Genomic DNA, 16,990 nt, shown 5'->3' on the forward strand with positions numbered 1-16,990 from the left:
CTTGCTGGTCGTTATCCTGCAAGCTATCACTTTATTGGCTACGGTGATTGGTAGCCGTTCTGGTGGTTGTGATGGTGGTATGAAAAAAGTCATTTTATCTTTGGCTCTGGGCACGTTTGGTTTGGGGATGGCCGAATTTGGCATTATGGGCGTGCTCACGGAGCTGGCGCATAACGTAGGAATTTCGATTCCTGCTGCCGGGCATATGATCTCGTATTATGCACTGGGGGTGGTGGTCGGTGCGCCAATCATCGCACTCTTTTCCAGCCGCTACTCACTCAAACATATCTTGTTGTTTCTGGTGGCGTTGTGCGTCATTGGCAACGCCATGTTCACGCTCTCTTCGTCTTACCTGATGCTTGCCATTGGTCGCCTGGTTTCCGGCTTTCCGCATGGCGCATTTTTTGGCGTCGGCGCGATCGTGTTATCAAAAATTATCAAACCCGGAAAAGTCACCGCCGCCGTGGCGGGGATGGTTTCCGGGATGACAGTCGCCAATTTGCTGGGCATTCCGCTGGGAACGTATTTAAGTCAGGAATTTAGCTGGCGTTACACCTTTTTATTGATCGCTGTTTTTAATATTGCGGTGATGGCATCGGTCTATTTTTGGGTGCCAGATATTCGCGACGAGGCGAAAGGAAATCTGCGCGAACAATTTCACTTTTTGCGCAGCCCGGCCCCGTGGTTAATTTTCGCCGCCACGATGTTTGGCAACGCAGGTGTCTTTGCCTGGTTCAGCTACGTAAAGCCATACATGATGTTTATTTCCGTTTTTTCGGAAACGGCGATGACCTTTATTATGATGTTAGTTGGGCTAGGGATGGTGCTGGGAAATATGCTAAGTGGCAGGATTTCAGGACGTTATTCACCACTGCGCATTGCAGCAGTGACTGACTTTATCATTGTACTGGCACTGCTGATGCTCTTTTTCTGCGGCGGCATGAAAACAACGTCGCTTATTTTTGCTTTTATTTGTTGCGCGGGATTATTTGCCCTTTCAGCACCTCTGCAAATATTGTTACTGCAAAACGCCAAAGGCGGAGAGTTATTAGGTGCCGCAGGTGGGCAAATAGCGTTTAACCTCGGTAGCGCCGTCGGCGCATATTGCGGAGGTATGATGCTGACGCTGGGGCTGGCATATAATTACGTGGCGCTGCCTGCCGCCCTGCTTTCGTTTGCTGCGATGTCATCGTTGCTGCTGTATGGTCGCTATAAGCGCCAGCAAGCGGCGGATAGTCCGGTGCTGGCGAAACCACTGGGGTAGATTACTGTCACGGTGCGCGTTGCTTATTGCCGGATGCGGCGTGAACGCCTTATCCGCCCTACGCGGTTCTGGCACATTTTGTAGGCCTGATAAGACGCGGCAAGCGTCGCATCAGGCATGATGCGCCAATTGCCTACGTTTTTTACTCTTGTGGCCATAACCACGCAGCGCCGCGTACGCCGCTGGAATCACCGTGCTTCGCCTTACGCACCGGCGTTTCACATTCGCCGCCGAAGACAAATTGTTTAATCAACTGCCCAACCGTTTGATATAAACGGTCTACATTGCTCATCCCGCCCCCCAGGACAATCACATCCGGATCGAGAATATTCACGACATGTGCCAGCGATTTTGCCAGCCGCAGCTCGTAGCGACGCAATGCCAGTTCCGCTACCGGATCGCTTTCTTCAACCAGGCGGATAATTTCACTGCCTTTCAGCGCATGTCCGCTCAAACGACGATAATCCGTCGCGAATCCCGTGCCCGAAATAAAGGTTTCAATACAACCTTGTTTACCGCAATAACAAGGGACTTCCTCGCGATAACGCAGCTCGTCTTCATCCATCCACGGTAGCGGATTGTGTCCCCACTCGCCTGCCGTGCCATTGCCGCCGATATGCGCCCGCCCATTTAATGCCACGCCCGCGCCGCATCCCGTGCCGATAATCACGGCAAATACCGTCTGCGCTCCCGCTGCCGCGCCATCTACTGCTTCTGAAACCGCCAGACAGTTGGCATCATTTGCCAGCCGCACTTCCCGCTGCAACCTCGCGCTTAAGTCTTTATCGAATGGCTGACCGTTGAGCCAGGTTGAATTGGCATTCTTCACCACACCGGTGTAGGGCGAAATCGAACCTGGAATGCCCATACCTACCGTTCCGCGCTGCCCTGTCGCCTGCTCCGCCATATCAACCAACGTGGCGATCGTTTCAATAGTCTGCCGGTAATCATCACGCGGCGTGGGCAGACGATGGCGGTACAACTGCTCCCCTGCATCGCCCAGTGCAATCACTTCAGTTTTGGTGCCGCCTAAATCGATACCTATACGCACTGTACTCTCCTTATTTTTTTCAATATCAATAGCGTAGAGACGGACAACCGGATTGGCAATGCAAGGCCGCCGACAATTCGTTATCATGCCCGCTAAATTTAACGACAAGGCCGTGGAAATTATCATGCTGTGGTTCAAAAATTTAATGGTTTACCGTCTTAGCCGCGAGATTTCGCTGCGTGCAGAAGAGATGGAAAAACAGCTAGCCTCGATGGCATTTACCCCATGCGGCAGCCAGGACATGGCGAAGATGGGCTGGGTTCCTCCGATGGGATCGCACAGCGATGCGTTAACGCACGTTGCCAATGGTCAAATTGTTATCTGCGCGCGCAAAGAAGAAAAAATCCTCCCGTCTCCGGTGATTAAACAGGCGCTGGAAGCGAAAATCGCCAAACTGGAAGCGGAACAGGCGCGTAAGCTGAAGAAAACCGAAAAAGATTCGCTGAAAGACGAAGTGCTGCACTCTCTGCTGCCGCGTGCTTTCAGCCGTTTTAGCCAGACAATGATGTGGATCGACACGGTTAACGGTTTGATTATGGTGGACTGCGCCAGTGCCAAAAAAGCGGAAGATACGCTGGCATTACTGCGTAAAAGCCTGGGGTCGTTACCGGTTGTACCATTGAGCATGGAAAACCCGATTGAACTGACGCTGACCGAATGGGTTCGCTCCGGTAGTGCGGCACAGGGCTTCCAGCTGCTTGATGAAGCCGAGCTGAAATCGTTGCTGGAAGATGGCGGCGTGATCCGCGCGAAGAAACAAGATCTGACCAGCGAAGAGATCACCAATCACATTGAAGCCGGAAAAGTGGTGACTAAACTGGCGCTCGACTGGCAGCAGCGCATTCAGTTTGTGATGTGCGACGATGGTTCGCTCAAGCGTCTTAAGTTCTGCGACGAGCTGCGCGATCAAAACGAAGATATCGACCGTGAAGATTTCGCCCTGCGTTTTGATGCCGATTTCATCCTGATGACTGGTGAACTGGCAGCGTTAATTCAAAACCTGATTGAAGGATTAGGTGGCGAAGCACAACGTTAATTGCTGATTTTCCTTTAATGCCGGATGCGACGCCTGCCGCGTCTTATCCGGCGTACGAAGCCACACCAGGCATATAATTATTCGCTACGGCGAGCAATAATTTTTAGCGCAGCAATATTATGCGTTTTACGCCGTAACTGATCTAATCGCCTCATCCCTATTCGCCTGTCAGCAGCACGCAGAATATTCACTAACCCCCATTTATCGCTGGTAAATTGTTTTGTTAACAGCTCCGCTTTTGGGGTATCAATATATTCACGCAATAAATCAGAAATTGAACAAATATCCGTCAGGTAAGGATACCAGCAAGTTTCACCGTGAAAATTACGCACTCCAGCGTTACCTGCAATAAAGTCTTTCGGGTAATCCCAGATCACGTTTTTATCCAACGTGATCCAATAACGCGGTAAATCGGTACTTCCACCATTTTGGCTGCGCATGAGATAACGGGTACAGTGAATTTGCAGGTTGATCGTTGGCGTCAGTAAGTCATAGATCTCCCGCTGTAACTTGCTCCATGGACGTTGTGTCATTGTTTTTCCTCAAGCCGGTGACGCGCTTCACTGCGAATTTTCCGCGTTGCCCCGGTTTTCACTAAATCACGTAACTGCGAAAGATCGGGTTGTTCGACAAATAAGAGTAATGATAGATCCTCTTTTAACCACGCCGTTTTCACATCGGCAGCCAGCTGTGGATTATTAATAGCCAGCGACCGATCCTGAGACTCAGTCAATGTCGTTAACAACGACGCCGGGGTATGTGCGTTGCGTAATGCCGTTTGGCGCAAATGATCATTGCGACTTTGCAGCAATGCACGCCACCATTCATCATCTGATTTATCTTTTATCGTAGCCAGTTCCGCAAAAAATACCTGGAGATCTTCACTGATATTTATATCAACCTTGATGAATTATGAATATATCGGAAATTGAAAAAATCGCAGCAAAGGAATAATGCCAGTCAGTTAAGCAACTGACTGGCTCTTTTTCGGGGCTGTGGGGTATTTCCAGGGCCTCTCCTTTACCACTCTCGGGAAGGCCCTTTCCCTTCTCGTCGGTAATTTCACAAGTTGTCCCATACTTGCAAGATCGCGCATCAGCTCCGGTATACGTCCCGGTGAAGCGCCCTGCAATGTCATCAGCATTCTCATCACCATTCCGCATGATTCTGAGAAACTCAGTTGATTCGGCCAGTAACCTTTCAGATGTTCCGCCATTTTAATCATCTGATATCTCACCAGATTATAAGCCAGTAAGACACCCCACAGCTCTTGCTCCACAAGCTCCGGCTTTTTACTTCTCAGCGTCAGCCTGCTCAGTTGCATCGTCTGTTTTATCTCCCTGTATCCCAGTTCGATTTCCCAGCGATGACTGTACAGATCCGCCATTTCTCCTCCGGGGAAGCGCATGGCGTCCGTCATCGACGTCAGCAGATGGCAGACTTTTCCTTTGCGCGTCACGGTCAGCAGGCGGGCTGTCACTTCATTTCCCAGTCCCGGCCACTTTTTTCGTGCCTGCGGGCTGGTTTTCAGCTTCACCAGATGATCGCCTTTACCCAGTTTTCTGAGCTCTTCATATTGCGCTCCCTTTCTGAGAGGTATCATCCAGTGGCGGTGTTCTCCCGCCAGGCTCCAGGCATTTAACAGTCCCAGTGAGTAATAACCTTTATCCATTAACGTCAGAGTGTTATCGCCGGTTTGTTCTATAAGTTGCTCAGCAAGCTCATTTTCGCTGTTCTTCATCGTGCCGAAGGCTGCAGCCGTCAGCAGATGGCTGGTCAGTTCCATCTGGCAGACCATTTTGACCTGCGGGTAGAGCGCCGGGTTCCCGGCATGTGTCTGGCGGGGGAAGGCTGCATCGTTCTCTGGTGTATCCGGTGTGCGCCAGAACACACCATCGATGGCCAGCAGGGTCAGGCCGCACCAGTGCGGATGCGGCGTGGCGTTATGCCAGAGCTGCGCTGTTTTCGTGAACACGCGGCGGACAGCCTCACTTCCCAGGCGCTGGCGGGCCTGAATAACGGCACTGGGGGCAACGAAGGGGCGATTGCCCGGCAGCATGATGTCCAGGCGATTCACAATCTGGTGAAGAGGTTCTTTACGCTCAAGCGCCATGCCAACAATACACCAGACCATCATTTCGAGGGGAAGACGGCGCTTGCGTAGCGTTACAGTACCTGATTCGGCAAGGCAACGAGAGATGAGTTCGGGGTCGAGGTAATCCCCCAGAGAAGTCAGTGGGTTACGCAGAGAATCGTAACGGGATACCAGATCAAGAGCCTGTCCAATGTGCATAAAAAAATCCGGAAACAAGTGAGCGTTTCCGGATTCTTACACAGCCACTGGATCGGTCAACTGATCCTTAACTGATCGGCATTACAGCAAAGGAAATATTATTATGGGTTAAAGAGAGGATATTTCAGAAAAATGCCCTCCCGTTCAAGGGGAAGGCGAGGAATTACAGATAGCGGCACAGATAAGAGGTGGGTTCGGCAACTTGCAGATGAAACTCACTGTGACCGGGAACATTAAACACCGAACCGGCTTCATACACCTGCCAGTCGGTCGCGTCAGGCAGTAACACATTCAGCGCGCCACTGATTACCGTCATCTCTTCCGGCTCAGCGGTGCTGAAGGTGTATTCGCCTTCAACCATAACACCCACGCTGGCGCGACCAGTGCTGCTGCTGGAAAAGCCGATTGATTTCACTTTGCCGGAAAAGTACTCATTACTTTGAAGCATAAACTGGCCCTGTCTGGTAGTTGAACATCTACTTCACTATAGGGGCCAGAGGCGCTGGCTGTCACGCAAAATTACACCAGTAATTCCGCAGCCAGCCGTGCAATCAATACGTTAGACAGCAAGACAGGAACATCGAGCTGTTTTTGCAGTAAATCGCGATGACGTTGGTGAAATCCTAAACAATCCAGCATGATGACATCAGCCCCTTTTGCCAGTAATTCTTTCCCGGCATCAATGATTTTTTGTTCTGAATCATGAATGGGGTTACCCAATGAAAATACCGGCGATTTCTGCAAAATTTGCCATTTTTGCGCCTGAACGGTCAGCATCTCCTCAACCGGAACGATAACCCCCACCTGATGATCTTCAACAATAGAGGAAACCAGTGGAGGCAATATTCGCGACGGCTCAAGAAAGATCGTATTACGCGCAGTCATACTACTAATGTTTGCTGTACTCATTAATAAAATGACGTCATAACCCTGATTATCGAGCACTTCAACCACACCTTGCAGGTCTCGCTCCACTTTACGACGCGAAACATGGGCCAGCTGGTTGTCATTTAATAATGTGAGAATGGTGTCTTCGCCTGCTTCTGGCGCGTACTCCGCCATCACTTCTTCACGACTTAACTTCCCCAGCAGGCTATGATGGGAAATATTATCTTCGTCAATGTATTCCGTCAGGAGCGGCAAAACCTCCTGCATAGGTACAATGCCGATGGTCAGGATCGCCAACGACGCACTCATTGTTCATCCACCTTACTTTTCTTTCGTCGTTAATTACCGGGCAAGTGTGAAGCACCACTGCTGACACTTACTTGTGCTACAAATGACAAAAAGCGTAGCAGCAGACGTGCACGGCATAATGTAAAGATTCCAAATGATTCCAGTAATGGATTGTTATTGTTTAATATTCTAATTATTAGAAAAACATGAATTATGAAAAATGTGACGCAGATCCCTTGTAGTGGCACTCAGAATCCCTTCCGAGCAGTCTGATGCGGTCACTCTTTGTCAGGGTCCTCATAGCGTTTTTTCGCATCCATCGCTTCCTGAGCCGTCGGATGTTCACTGATCAACGAGTCTGGTTTAGGATGATCGGCTCTGAGTTGGTACCAGGTTACCGTCTGTCCTGGCTTTCCTTTTTCAATCGTCACTATATATGCTTCACGAGGATAAGGCGGTTTCGTTGGCATCGTTCTTCCTTATTTCACGGGATGAACGTTAAGTATAGGCGCTCTAAAATCAACAATTGATCGTCTGTGCCAGGGCGCTACGAATTTCAGAAATCACCTGGCTGGGTTCGTTTGTTGCGTCGATGATAATATGCGCAACTTCGCGATATAGCGCATCGCGTTCTTCCAGCACTTCCTGAACTTCTTCGCTCAGCGGTTTTCCCGTTAAGGTTGGCCGTAAATCTTCTTCCGGTGCAGCTTGCAGTCGGTTAACCAGGACTGATACTGGCGCACACAAATAAACCACGATCCCGTTATTTTGCATGAAGTGACGATTAAATTCCGTCAGAATAATGCCGCCGCCTGTAGCGATAACGGTGGATGGCGCAGTTACCGCTTCCAGCGCCGCCGTTTCTCTGGCGCGAAATCCCGCCCACTCTTCCCTTTCGACGATCTCCGCGACCGTCATATTGAGCTGTGATTGCAACCACTGATCGGTATCGACAAACCGACGGTTAAGCGAATCGGCAAGGGCCATTCCGACCGTTGTTTTACCACAGCCCCGAGGCCCGATCAGAAAAAGAGGTTGTGTCATCGTGGGTTTTCCCCAATAGGTCGCAATGCGGCGAAAGCCGGTGTCATGAGAATAGCGATCATACCATCAAACTAGTACAATTTCGATTGTAAAGAAAAAATTCCACTTAAAGTGAAAATCTCAATACATCCCTTACTATACCAATAAATATTCAAGAATGAAGTGTAAATAATAAATTACATTTAGCCACGACTACGTTGCACTTCCAGCCACCACTTCTCCAGCTCCGCGGCAAAGGCCTGGCGGTCACGTTGTGAAAGGCTATCTGGTCCGCCGGTCTGGATCCCACTGGCACGTAAGGTATCCATAAAATCGCGCATCGTCAGGCGCTCACGAATGGTCGCTGGCGTGTAACGTTCGCCGCGCGGATTAAGCGCCGCTGCGCCTTTCTCGATGGCTTCAGCAGCCAAAGGTATATCTGCGGTGATCACCAAATCGCCCGCTTCACACTGCCGGACAATTTCGTTATCGGCAACGTCGAAACCTGCCGCGACGCGCAGCGTACGAATAAATCGCGATGGCGGCACGCGTAAACTCTGGTTTGCTACCAGTACCAGCGGCATCTGCATACGTTCCGCCGCGCGATACAAAATCTCTTTAATTACATTGGGACACGCGTCGGCATCCACCCAAATTGTCATAAAGTCATCCTTTGTTGGGTAATCCTCTATTGTGTCGCGCTTTTGCCTTCCGGCATAGTTCTGTTTATGCTTCTGCCAGCGATTATCAAAACAATGAATTTCACGGCAGGAGTGAGGCAATGGAAAAGAAAATCGGTTTTATTGGCTGCGGCAATATGGGAAAAGCCATTCTCGGCGGTCTGATTGCCAGCGGTCAGGTGCTTCCAGGGCAAATCTGGGTATACACCCCCTCCCCGGATAAAGTCGCCGCCCTGCATGACCAGTTCGGCATCAACGCCGCAGAATCGGCGCAAGAAGTGGCGCAAATCGCCGACATCATTTTTGCCGCCGTTAAACCTGGCATCATGATTAAAGTGCTTAGCGAAATCACCTCCAGCCTGAATAAAGACTCTCTGGTCGTTTCTATTGCTGCAGGTGTCACGCTCGACCAGCTTGCCCGCGCGCTGGGCCATGACCGGAAAATTATCCGCGCCATGCCGAACACTCCCGCGCTGGTTAATGCCGGGATGACCTCCGTAACGCCAAACGCGCTGGTAACCCCCGAAGATACCGCTGATGTGCTGAATATTTTCCGCTGCTTTGGCGAAGCGGAAGTAATTGCTGAGCCGATGATCCACCCGGTGGTCGGTGTGAGCGGTTCTTCGCCAGCCTACGTATTTATGTTTATCGAAGCGATGGCCGACGCCGCCGTGCTGGGCGGGATGCCACGCGCCCAGGCGTATAAATTTGCCGCTCAGGCGGTAATGGGTTCCGCAAAAATGGTGCTGGAAACGGGAGAACATCCGGGGGCACTGAAAGATATGGTCTGCTCACCGGGAGGCACCACCATTGAAGCGGTACGCGTACTGGAAGAGAAAGGCTTCCGTGCCGCAGTGATCGAAGCGATGACGAAGTGTATGGAAAAATCAGAAAAACTCAGCAAATCCTGATGACTTTCGCCGGACGTCAGGCCGCCACTTCGGTGCGGTTACGTCCGGCTTTCTTTGCTTTGTAAAGCGCCAAATCTGCCGATTTCAACCACTCACGATAGGGTGATGCTGCCAACTTACTGATTTAGTGTATGATGGTGTTTTTGAGGTGCTCCAGTGGCTTCTGTTTCTATCAGCTGTCCCTCCTGTTCAGCTACTGACGGGGTGGTGCGTAACGGCAAAAGCACTGCCGGACATCAGCGCTATCTCTGCTCTCACTGCCGTAAAACATGGCAACTGCAGTTCACTTACACCGCTTCTCAACCCGGTACGCACCAGAAAATCATTGATATGGCCATGAATGGCGTTGGATGCCGGGCAACTGCACGCATTATGGGCGTTGGCCTCAACACGATTTTACGTCACTTAAAAAACTCAGGCCGCAGTCGGTAACCTCGCGCATACAGCCGGGCAGTGACGTCATCGTCTGCGCGGAAATGGACGAACAGTGGGGCTATGTCGGGGCTAAATCGCGCCAGCGCTGGCTGTTTTACGCGTATGACAGTCTCCGGAAGACGGTTGTTGCGCACGTATTCGGTGAACGCACTATGGCGACGCTGGGGCGTCTTATGAGCCTGCTGTCACCCTTTGACGTGGTGATATGGATGACGGATGGCTGGCCGCTGTATGAATCCCGCCTGAAGGGAAAGCTGCACGTAATCAGCAAGCGATATACGCAGCGAATTGAGCGGCATAACCTGAATCTGAGGCAGCACCTGGCACGGCTGGGACGGAAGTCGCTGTCGTTCTCAAAATCGGTGGAGCTGCATGACAAAGTCATCGGGCATTATCTGAACATAAAACACTATCAATAAGTTGGAGTCATTACCCGCTACCGCGCAGGGTAATTTGTAACTGTCGGGTAAGCGCCACAATCGCTTCATCGCCCACATCATGACCCCAGGTATCGTTGATGCTCTTGAAATGGTCGATATCGATAATCAGTAACGTTGCATCGCGATTATGCCGCCGACAGTTATCAAATTCATTGCGTAACATAGTTTCCCAATGACGTCGGTTATACACGCCCGTCATGCCGTCGCGAGTACTCATGACCTGCAACCTGCGTTTATGTTCCGCCAGTTTGGTTGCCGTCTGGTAGCTGACCCAGCCAAACAGCAGAGGATAAACGACAATAATGGGAAGGGAGAGCCACCATTCCAGCGGCGCACTATTGAACGACACGGTAATGCCCGTAAGCTCGAGGGTGACAAGGCAGGAAACCACCATCAACACCAGACCCGCGACAAACAGACGGGGGCCGCCTGCCCCCATCAAATTCAGACACATAATCATCAACATAGCGGTGGAAGGCAGCACGTTTACGCCCATTACGCCTACCCACATTCCCGCTAATACTGCATCGGTTTTTAAGTTGTAAATTTCCCGGCTAAGCGGATCGACGGCCCTGCTCGCTATCTGCCAGGCTAAATGCGGCCAGACGAACGCCCAGCCGACCAACACCAGCCACCACCAGCCCGGCGGCGGGTGCGAAACCAGCGTTGAAGCAATCGGTAAGAACATGCCAGCCAGGCCAACCGCACGGGGTAGTCTGACGCGACGGGCGAAGCGCAGCCCGGACCGCTGATGTTCGTTTTGAGGAGTTAAAGGAGGTTCCTCCCCATGCGCCGCCGCTTTTTTGAAAAAGTTTTCATCATTCATTATTTTTGGGAACATTCAGAAACAATTTTCCCAAATTATAGAGACGGGGCTAAAGGCAGAAGTATGAAATTTCGGGTGAGCCACTTTCGTAGCTCACCCGTTAGCACTATCAGGTATCAGGCGGCTTTCTTGAGGCAGGCACTCATAAACTTATTACGATCATCACCTTTCAGAGATTGTTGCGTTGCTTGATTATTACATTCGCGCATCTTTTGCTGCTGTGGCGTCAAACTTTTTTCACCAGGCGCAGACTTGCTGTTCTTCAGGCAATCACTCATGTAGGTCTTACGAGCATCCCCTTTCAACGCCTGCGCCGTCGCCTGCTGATTACAGGAGGTCATACGCTGTTGTTGTGGGGTTAAGGTTCTCTCGGCAGCGCCGACGGTGGTTAAAAAAACCAGACCAAAAAGCAAGGTAACCAGTAATGTTATTTTCATAGCACCATCCCTCTTCATGTTTTAACCATGAGCGTTTGCGCCCGTGATCTGCCATTAAGTCTGGTTGCTAACAGCAAAAAAACCACCCGGCAGCGAAAATTCACTGCCGGGCGCGGTTTTATTTCAGCCCCAGAGCGGCTTTCATGGTGTAGAAGAGATCGGTCTGGTCGGTCAGTCCAACAACATTGGCGGCATGCGGACCATACGCCGCAATACGCAACTGACTGCCGGTATGTTCTTGTGAATCCTCTTCGGAATTCCCGTAACTCATCACCATCACTGCGCCATCTTTAGTATTTAGCGCCTGAGTGAGGCCCGGCGCTTTGGTATCCGGCGCAACAACCTGGCTGGCGTGGGCGTGATCAGCGGTGACTATGACCAGCGTGTTACCCTCCTTTTTAGCGAATTCCAGCGCCCGTTGTACGGCTTCATCGAGATCGACCGTCTCGCCAATTTGCCCACAAGGATTCGCAGCGTGATCCTGTTTATCGATTGACGCACCTTCAACTTGCAGGAAAAATCCTTTCTCATTTTTACTCAACAATTCAATGGTTTTGTCGGTCATCTGTGCCAGGGTTGGTACACTGTCATTACGTTGCGGATTAGGCGTACAGGTGACTGCGGGCTTATCGATATTGCCGTGGTACGTTGCTTTCGGCCCTAGCCAGCGCACTGGCATATTGCCGTCAGCAAACAGGCCAAGCAGGGGTTTTTGCTGATTCGCTTCCGTCACCGAATTCAGTGAGGCAGCATCGTTCACCAACTGATAACCACGCGCCTGTGCCTGTTCACGCAGCGTTTTTCCCTGCCATTCACCAGCGGTTGCCGTTTCAGCAAAGGTTTTTGCGCCGCCGCCAAGCGTAACGTCGGCACGAGCGTTAAGCAGCTGTTCGGTAATCGATCCTTTTCCGCCTTTTTCCAGAGCGTTACCCGGACATTTTTCACTGGTCGCGCTCGGACCGTAGCATTTGCGCGAAGTCACATGTGCCACCAGCGCAGCGGGCGTGGCATCCTGCAACTCTGCGGTAGAAACGTTACCGGTCGCCAGACCTGCGGCTTTTGCCATTTCCAGAATCGTTGGGTGATCTTTTTCGTGAATATCGACGCCCAGCGCGCCGTTATAGGTTTTGACACCGGTTGACCAGGCGGTTGCTGATGCAGCCGAGTCGGTGACGTAGTCCGGTTTGCCAGTTTTTTTATTCAGCGCATAGTGAGTGTATTGCCCGGTAAGCGGTAAGGCATCGATACCTTTAAAAAAGCCGCCCGCACCTTCGGCATAATTACGTGCGGCAGTAATTTCCGAATCCCCCATCCCATCGCCAATCAGCAAAATAATATTTTTTGCAGGTTTATCGCTAAGAGAATCACGCAGAGCGGCGGTCTGATCACTCGTTAAGCGGCGAGCACCGCCGGGTGCAGTAATATCGCCCTGAGCAGCCCGGTTTTCCAGAACAGGCATTTCTGGTGTCCGGGCTTTTGTCACAGGGGTAAACAGTAACGGTAAGAGTGCCAGTGCAATAGTGCTTTGTTTCACTTTATTTTCTCCATGTACAAATACATTAAAAAATAAAAACAAAGCGACTATAAGTCTCGGCCGTGACAACTTTATGACAGCTGTTGAAAAGATTAACTTTTTACTGACGAGGATGCTTCAATAACTTCTTTACGTAATCGCGCAGCAGCTCCGTATCGTCGTCAGGAATGCTGGCATCGGGCTTTACCTCGTACAGCGCCCCCTCTACCTGATCAATCAACCGCTGTTGGTCATTTTGCGCCATATTGCGAAGCATTGCAGTGACGATAATCTCCAAAGCTTCTACCTGCGCACACAGTTCTTTCGACTCTTCTTCTTTTTGGGCAAGCTTAAATAACAACTCAGCAATGAGATTTTTCATGTCTGTATTTCCTTATCCAAAGTATGGAGAAGTTAACATTATGTTTCACAACTTCATAGTGTCTGGAAGTATTATTTTTATGACAAAGGAAATACTTTGCGCAAATATTTTTTGTTTGATTACCAGCGAAACGTTTCTCTTATTTAAATAATTACCCACACAAAATATAGGCTTTTAATTATCAACCTTTATTATAAATAAAAGTTATGAAATATATTCTCTTCGTTAACTTATAATTAAGAGAAAAAAACTCACCGCATTGCCATTTAAGCCAGGAATAAATTAGCTTCCCGTTCATCATTTTTGTGATCTCGCGCACATCTTTGAGATAACGCACTTTCTTCACCAGTACGTTGCACGCTTTGTCAGCAGAAGATTGCAACAATCTTTCAGAAGGCCGCGAATCCCCCGTTTTGTCGTGGTAATGTATGCACTTTGTGTTAGACGGGATAGGTTTTTAAGATGGAAAAACTGCGGGTAGGAATCGTTTTTGGTGGTAAATCAGCGGAACATGAAGTGTCTCTGCAATCGGCAAAAAACATTGTCGATGCCATTGATAAAAGTCGCTTCGACGTTGTGCTGCTGGGCATTGATAAACAAGGGCAATGGCACGTCAGCGATGCCAGCAATTATCTGCTAAATGCAGACGATCCTGCCCATATTGCGTTGCGCCCTTCGGCGACCAGCCTTGCGCAGGTGCCAGGTAAACATGAGCATCAGCTTATCGACGCGCAAAACGGTCAGCCGTTGCCGACGGTGGATGTCATTTTCCCGATTGTCCACGGTACGCTGGGCGAAGATGGTTCCTTGCAGGGAATGCTGCGGGTCGCCAATTTACCGTTTGTAGGTTCTGATGTTCTGGCTTCAGCAGCCTGTATGGATAAAGATGTCACCAAACGTCTGCTACGCGATGCCGGGCTGAACATTGCGCCATTTATTACCCTGACGCGCGCTAATCGTCACAACATCAGTTTTGCCGAAGTGGAGTCTAAACTGGGGTTACCACTGTTTGTAAAACCGGCTAATCAGGGCTCTTCTGTTGGTGTCAGCAAAGTAACCAGTGAAGAACAGTACGCAATTGCCGTCGATCTGGCGTTCGAGTTCGATCATAAAGTGATCGTTGAGCAAGGGATCAAAGGTCGTGAGATCGAATGCGCAGTTCTGGGCAACGACAATCCGCAAGCCAGCACCTGTGGCGAGATCGTACTCACCAGCGATTTCTATGCCTACGACACCAAGTACATTGACGAAGATGGCGCGAAAGTGGTAGTTCCGGCAGCCATTGCACCAGAGATCAACGATAAGATCCGGGCGATTGCCGTTCAGGCTTATCAGACGTTGGGATGCGCAGGCATGGCGCGTGTAGACGTGTTTTTAACCCCAGAGAACGAAGTGGTGATCAACGAGATCAACACACTGCCTGGCTTCACCAACATCAGTATGTATCCGAAGCTGTGGCAAGCCAGCGGTCTGGGTTACACCGATCTGATCACACGTTTGATTGAGCTGGCGCTGGAGCGTCACGCTGCGGATAACGCATTGAAAACCACAATGTAATATTTTAACGCCCGATAATATTCTTATTGGGCGTTTTCAGTTTCTTCATCGCGACGACGAATAATCAACCCCGCCAGCCAGAAACTAATCACCCACGTCACCAGACCGACGGCATAGGTCTGCCAACCTTTTGCTTCAAATCCCAGTAACCCCACCACGCCATTAAGAATGAATATAAGGCCAATGGCGAACGCATAGTAGTGCCAGTCACGGCGGATTTTTACAGGCAGATTCATGGCAGCTCCGTTAACGAAAAACAACATCCTTGCATATTCTGTAACAACCGTCTGTGGTGTAGACAACATTTTCGTAATTGTTAATAAATTTAACTTAAGGTTGCCATTTTGTAACTCACAACGAAGATTCACGCTTCGGGAATATTCCCAACATCAATTTACCATGATTCTGATATTGACAATCTAAATGACCTGTCAGACTTGCCATAAGCCGCTGGTATCACACCAGAAGAGAAGCAGATGACTTCCGGAGGTTTTTATGGCTGATTTCACCCTGTCAAAATCGCTGTTTAGCGGAAAATATCGCAATGCCTCTTCAACGCCTGGCAACATTGCCTATGCGTTGTTTGTGCTGTTTTGCTTTTGGGCTGGGGCGCAATTGCTGAACCTGTTAGTGCATGCGCCCGGCGTCTATGAGCGTTTAATGCAGGTCCAGGAAACAGGTCGCCCACGGGTGGAAATTGGTTTAGGTGTCGGCACCATTTTCGGGCTGATCCCGTTTTTAGTAGGCTGCCTCATTTTTGCAGTGGTGGCGCTATGGCTGCACTGGCGACATCGCCGCCAGTAAGATTTACGTTGCCAGATACGGCCTAAAACGCCTTATCTGGCATGACATTCCTGTTTGATCACTGTTTCATACAACGCGCCCGCCGTTCGTCTACGCGCTTCGCAAACCAGGCCGTAGTCAGGTTGCGGGTGATTTTCGGGCTTTCCAGTTGAATGCCAGGCAACATTTCGCGGGGTAGTGATTTACCCGTTTTCGCTTCGGCAAGTTGATAAACTTTCTTGTACAGCGCCGTCTCCTCAAAAGAGAAGCTGTCACCTTTCTCTAACTGACGGCGAATTTCGCTGTCGCTCATCCCCAGTTTTCCCGCCAGTTTGCGCGTTGCCAGTTCGGTTTTCCCGGGTTCTTTACTGTCGTAACGAATTAAATCACCGTCCAGTGCCAGCTTCACGCCGCTGGCCTTACTGACTGCGTTCTGAAACGCGGCATTACGGCTGGCGTACCAGCCAGCGTTAAAATCAGCAAAGCGGTATATCGGTGCGCTATAGCTGGCGGGATAATTCAGTAAATGGTAAGTACCAAACCACAACCCGCCGCGGCGACTGAAGACTTCCTGACGAACTGTACCGTCCATTTTCCACGGATACCCTTTGGTATGCTGTTCGGCAAAAGCAATGCTGACCTGCATCGGCCCACCGGTGCGCACCGGATTAAGCGAACCAAACAGCGTCTGCCCCATTGGTACCATGCTGATCAGATCGTCAAAAATCGCGCTCAATTGCTTTTCTGTACGCACCGAATCTAACCGTTCGCTATAACTTTTGCCGTTTGGCGATTTGATTTTTAGCGCGGTATGAACCAGAAAAGCAGGAATGTGCATCCGTTCAGCACGACGGTCAATCTCTTGCCAGGCGATCTTGCTTAAGCCCGGAACGGCCGGATCTGCCTGATAATTTGACTCCTGCTGCGCCACCGCCAGCACCGAGCAGACGTTTTCCAGCGTCGGTGCCAGCCCCTGACTTTCAAAGGTGATGGCGAGATCTTTCGCCCAGGCATCGCGGTCTTTCACGCTCGCAGGCATCTTCTGCCGCACGACGCTCGCTACATCTATCGCTTTTTCGCCCTTTTTCAACGGTTGCGGAGCCTGACTACTACACCCCGCTAAAACCAGAACCGCCAACAATGACAGCGAAGATAGATGATTGACGCGCGACATTACTTCTCC

Annotated in this window: 20 protein-coding genes and 3 pseudogenes; 6 read left to right on the forward strand and 17 right to left on the reverse strand. The window is 50.4% G+C overall.

The window, feature by feature from the left end:
* Positions 1-79 precede the first annotated feature (79 nt).
* On the forward strand, positions 80-1,264 hold the full coding sequence (gene araJ / locus C1P89_RS13740; protein ID WP_005141012.1) for an MFS transporter AraJ: 1,185 nt from the start codon (positions 80-82) through the stop codon (positions 1,262-1,264).
* A gap of 142 nt (positions 1,265-1,406) precedes the next feature.
* Here the strand turns inward: araJ and mak are convergent, their stop codons facing one another.
* Positions 1,407-2,315 (reverse strand): fructokinase, encoded by a 909-nt coding sequence (gene mak, locus C1P89_RS13745; protein WP_001219328.1) that lies wholly within the window; start codon positions 2,313-2,315, stop codon positions 1,407-1,409.
* A 124-nt stretch (positions 2,316-2,439) separates the two neighbouring features.
* Between mak and rdgC the strand changes: the two genes are divergently transcribed.
* A complete protein-coding gene (gene rdgC, locus C1P89_RS13750) occupies positions 2,440-3,351 on the forward strand; it encodes a recombination-associated protein RdgC (RefSeq protein WP_005141011.1) in 912 nt (303 codons plus the stop codon).
* A gap of 77 nt (positions 3,352-3,428) precedes the next feature.
* Here rdgC and C1P89_RS13755 read toward each other — a convergent pair whose 3' ends face one another.
* The 8 genes and pseudogenes from C1P89_RS13755 to C1P89_RS13790 all read right to left on the reverse strand — a co-directional run bounded on the left by C1P89_RS13755 (position 3,429) and on the right by C1P89_RS13790 (position 8,505).
* Entirely contained in the window at positions 3,429-3,884 is a 456-nt protein-coding gene (locus tag C1P89_RS13755) for an SF0329 family protein (RefSeq protein ID WP_000194190.1), read from the reverse strand.
* Positions 3,881-4,216: pseudogene (locus C1P89_RS13760) on the reverse strand (DUF2773 domain-containing protein); the annotation flags it as partial. The pseudogene C1P89_RS13760 and the gene C1P89_RS13755, both read right to left, overlap by 4 nt.
* 99 nt (positions 4,217-4,315) lie before the next feature.
* Positions 4,316-5,662, reverse strand: a complete 1,347-nt coding sequence (locus tag C1P89_RS13765; RefSeq protein ID WP_000483769.1) for an IS4-like element IS4 family transposase — start codon at positions 5,660-5,662, stop codon at positions 4,316-4,318.
* Between the two features lie 145 nt (positions 5,663-5,807).
* Positions 5,808-6,092 (reverse strand): pyrimidine/purine nucleoside phosphorylase, encoded by a 285-nt coding sequence (ppnP, locus tag C1P89_RS13770; RefSeq protein WP_000941942.1) that lies wholly within the window; start codon positions 6,090-6,092, stop codon positions 5,808-5,810.
* 71 nt (positions 6,093-6,163) lie between these two features.
* Entirely contained in the window at positions 6,164-6,841 is a 678-nt protein-coding gene (locus C1P89_RS13775; protein WP_001276422.1) for an AroM family protein, read from the reverse strand.
* A gap of 257 nt (positions 6,842-7,098) precedes the next feature.
* On the reverse strand, positions 7,099-7,290 hold the full coding sequence (yaiA, locus tag C1P89_RS13780) for a protein YaiA (RefSeq protein ID WP_001142439.1): 192 nt from the start codon (positions 7,288-7,290) through the stop codon (positions 7,099-7,101).
* Between the two features lie 49 nt (positions 7,291-7,339).
* Complete coding sequence (aroL, locus tag C1P89_RS13785; RefSeq protein ID WP_000193393.1) at positions 7,340-7,864, reverse strand: shikimate kinase AroL; 525 nt, start codon at positions 7,862-7,864, stop codon at positions 7,340-7,342.
* A 182-nt stretch (positions 7,865-8,046) separates the two neighbouring features.
* Positions 8,047-8,505 (reverse strand): YaiI/YqxD family protein, encoded by a 459-nt coding sequence (locus C1P89_RS13790; protein WP_000158159.1) that lies wholly within the window; start codon positions 8,503-8,505, stop codon positions 8,047-8,049.
* A 119-nt stretch (positions 8,506-8,624) separates the two neighbouring features.
* Between C1P89_RS13790 and proC the strand changes: the two genes are divergently transcribed.
* Entirely contained in the window at positions 8,625-9,434 is an 810-nt protein-coding gene (gene proC / locus C1P89_RS13795; protein ID WP_001295331.1) for a pyrroline-5-carboxylate reductase, read from the forward strand.
* A 16-nt stretch (positions 9,435-9,450) separates the two neighbouring features.
* On the opposite strand, the pseudogene C1P89_RS25980 reads toward proC, so the two are convergent.
* Positions 9,451-9,540 (reverse strand): annotated as a pseudogene (locus C1P89_RS25980) (hypothetical protein); the annotation flags it as partial.
* Positions 9,541-9,590: 50 nt separating this feature from the next.
* Between C1P89_RS25980 and C1P89_RS13800 the strand changes: the two are divergent.
* A protein-coding gene (locus tag C1P89_RS13800) for an IS1-like element IS1A family transposase (RefSeq protein WP_094096600.1) occupies positions 9,591-10,288 on the forward strand; the annotation gives its coding sequence in 2 pieces (ribosomal slippage) (positions 9,591-9,840 and positions 9,840-10,288; 699 coding nt in all).
* Between the two features lie 16 nt (positions 10,289-10,304).
* On the opposite strand, the pseudogene adrA reads toward C1P89_RS13800, so the two are convergent.
* The 5 genes and pseudogenes from adrA to C1P89_RS25985 form a co-directional block, all read right to left on the reverse strand.
* Positions 10,305-11,150 (reverse strand): annotated as a pseudogene (gene adrA, locus C1P89_RS13805) (diguanylate cyclase AdrA); the annotation flags it as partial.
* Between the two features lie 101 nt (positions 11,151-11,251).
* Complete coding sequence (gene psiF, locus C1P89_RS13810) at positions 11,252-11,572, reverse strand: phosphate starvation-inducible protein PsiF (RefSeq protein ID WP_001295332.1); 321 nt, start codon at positions 11,570-11,572, stop codon at positions 11,252-11,254.
* A gap of 118 nt (positions 11,573-11,690) precedes the next feature.
* Entirely contained in the window at positions 11,691-13,106 is a 1,416-nt protein-coding gene (gene phoA / locus C1P89_RS13815; RefSeq protein ID WP_005141005.1) for an alkaline phosphatase, read from the reverse strand.
* Positions 13,107-13,206: 100 nt separating this feature from the next.
* Positions 13,207-13,467, reverse strand: a complete 261-nt coding sequence (gene iraP / locus C1P89_RS13820; RefSeq protein ID WP_000792970.1) for an anti-adapter protein IraP — start codon at positions 13,465-13,467, stop codon at positions 13,207-13,209.
* A gap of 181 nt (positions 13,468-13,648) precedes the next feature.
* On the reverse strand, positions 13,649-13,852 hold the full coding sequence (locus tag C1P89_RS25985; RefSeq protein ID WP_005141002.1) for a hypothetical protein: 204 nt from the start codon (positions 13,850-13,852) through the stop codon (positions 13,649-13,651).
* A 77-nt stretch (positions 13,853-13,929) separates the two neighbouring features.
* Between C1P89_RS25985 and ddlA the strand changes: the two genes are divergently transcribed.
* Entirely contained in the window at positions 13,930-15,024 is a 1,095-nt protein-coding gene (ddlA, locus tag C1P89_RS13825; RefSeq protein ID WP_000413677.1) for a D-alanine--D-alanine ligase, read from the forward strand.
* A 23-nt stretch (positions 15,025-15,047) separates the two neighbouring features.
* Here ddlA and C1P89_RS13830 read toward each other — a convergent pair whose 3' ends face one another.
* Positions 15,048-15,260 (reverse strand): DUF2754 domain-containing protein, encoded by a 213-nt coding sequence (locus tag C1P89_RS13830; protein ID WP_001295334.1) that lies wholly within the window; start codon positions 15,258-15,260, stop codon positions 15,048-15,050.
* A gap of 259 nt (positions 15,261-15,519) precedes the next feature.
* Between C1P89_RS13830 and C1P89_RS13835 the strand changes: the two genes are divergently transcribed.
* Positions 15,520-15,828 carry a YaiY family protein gene (locus tag C1P89_RS13835; RefSeq protein ID WP_000763151.1) on the forward strand — a complete coding sequence of 103 codons (309 nt, stop codon included), beginning with the start codon at positions 15,520-15,522 and terminating at the stop codon, positions 15,826-15,828.
* A 58-nt stretch (positions 15,829-15,886) separates the two neighbouring features.
* Here C1P89_RS13835 and yaiW read toward each other — a convergent pair whose 3' ends face one another.
* The gene (gene yaiW / locus C1P89_RS13840; protein WP_000092034.1) at positions 15,887-16,981 is read right to left on the reverse strand and encodes a surface-exposed outer membrane lipoprotein YaiW; all 1,095 of its coding nucleotides are present in this window, start codon (positions 16,979-16,981) and stop codon (positions 15,887-15,889) included.
* Between the last annotated feature and the right edge of the window lie 9 nt (positions 16,982-16,990).

The sequence above is a fragment of the Shigella sonnei genome (assembly GCF_002950395.1).
In the GTDB taxonomy this organism is placed as follows: Bacteria; Pseudomonadota; Gammaproteobacteria; order Enterobacterales; family Enterobacteriaceae; genus ECMA0423.

What these genes read in the sequence shown, in the direction of transcription:
- aroL (WP_000193393.1), bottom strand. Translation starts at nt 7,864, where the DNA reads ATGACACAACCTCTTTTTCTGATCGGGCCTCGGGGCTGTGGTAAAACA.
- rdgC (WP_005141011.1), top strand. Translation starts at nt 2,440, where the DNA reads ATGCTGTGGTTCAAAAATTTAATGGTTTACCGTCTTAGCCGCGAGATT.
- C1P89_RS13835 (WP_000763151.1), top strand. Translation starts at nt 15,520, where the DNA reads ATGGCTGATTTCACCCTGTCAAAATCGCTGTTTAGCGGAAAATATCGC.
- iraP (WP_000792970.1), bottom strand. Translation starts at nt 13,467, where the DNA reads ATGAAAAATCTCATTGCTGAGTTGTTATTTAAGCTTGCCCAAAAAGAA.
- psiF (WP_001295332.1), bottom strand. Translation starts at nt 11,572, where the DNA reads ATGAAAATAACATTACTGGTTACCTTGCTTTTTGGTCTGGTTTTTTTA.
- yaiW (WP_000092034.1), bottom strand. Translation starts at nt 16,981, where the DNA reads ATGTCGCGCGTCAATCATCTATCTTCGCTGTCATTGTTGGCGGTTCTG.
- ddlA (WP_000413677.1), top strand. Translation starts at nt 13,930, where the DNA reads ATGGAAAAACTGCGGGTAGGAATCGTTTTTGGTGGTAAATCAGCGGAA.
- C1P89_RS13775 (WP_001276422.1), bottom strand. Translation starts at nt 6,841, where the DNA reads ATGAGTGCGTCGTTGGCGATCCTGACCATCGGCATTGTACCTATGCAG.
- ppnP (WP_000941942.1), bottom strand. Translation starts at nt 6,092, where the DNA reads ATGCTTCAAAGTAATGAGTACTTTTCCGGCAAAGTGAAATCAATCGGC.
- yaiA (WP_001142439.1), bottom strand. Translation starts at nt 7,290, where the DNA reads ATGCCAACGAAACCGCCTTATCCTCGTGAAGCATATATAGTGACGATT.
- C1P89_RS13830 (WP_001295334.1), bottom strand. Translation starts at nt 15,260, where the DNA reads ATGAATCTGCCTGTAAAAATCCGCCGTGACTGGCACTACTATGCGTTC.
- C1P89_RS13755 (WP_000194190.1), bottom strand. Translation starts at nt 3,884, where the DNA reads ATGACACAACGTCCATGGAGCAAGTTACAGCGGGAGATCTATGACTTA.
- C1P89_RS13790 (WP_000158159.1), bottom strand. Translation starts at nt 8,505, where the DNA reads ATGACAATTTGGGTGGATGCCGACGCGTGTCCCAATGTAATTAAAGAG.
- proC (WP_001295331.1), top strand. Translation starts at nt 8,625, where the DNA reads ATGGAAAAGAAAATCGGTTTTATTGGCTGCGGCAATATGGGAAAAGCC.
- araJ (WP_005141012.1), top strand. Translation starts at nt 80, where the DNA reads ATGAAAAAAGTCATTTTATCTTTGGCTCTGGGCACGTTTGGTTTGGGG.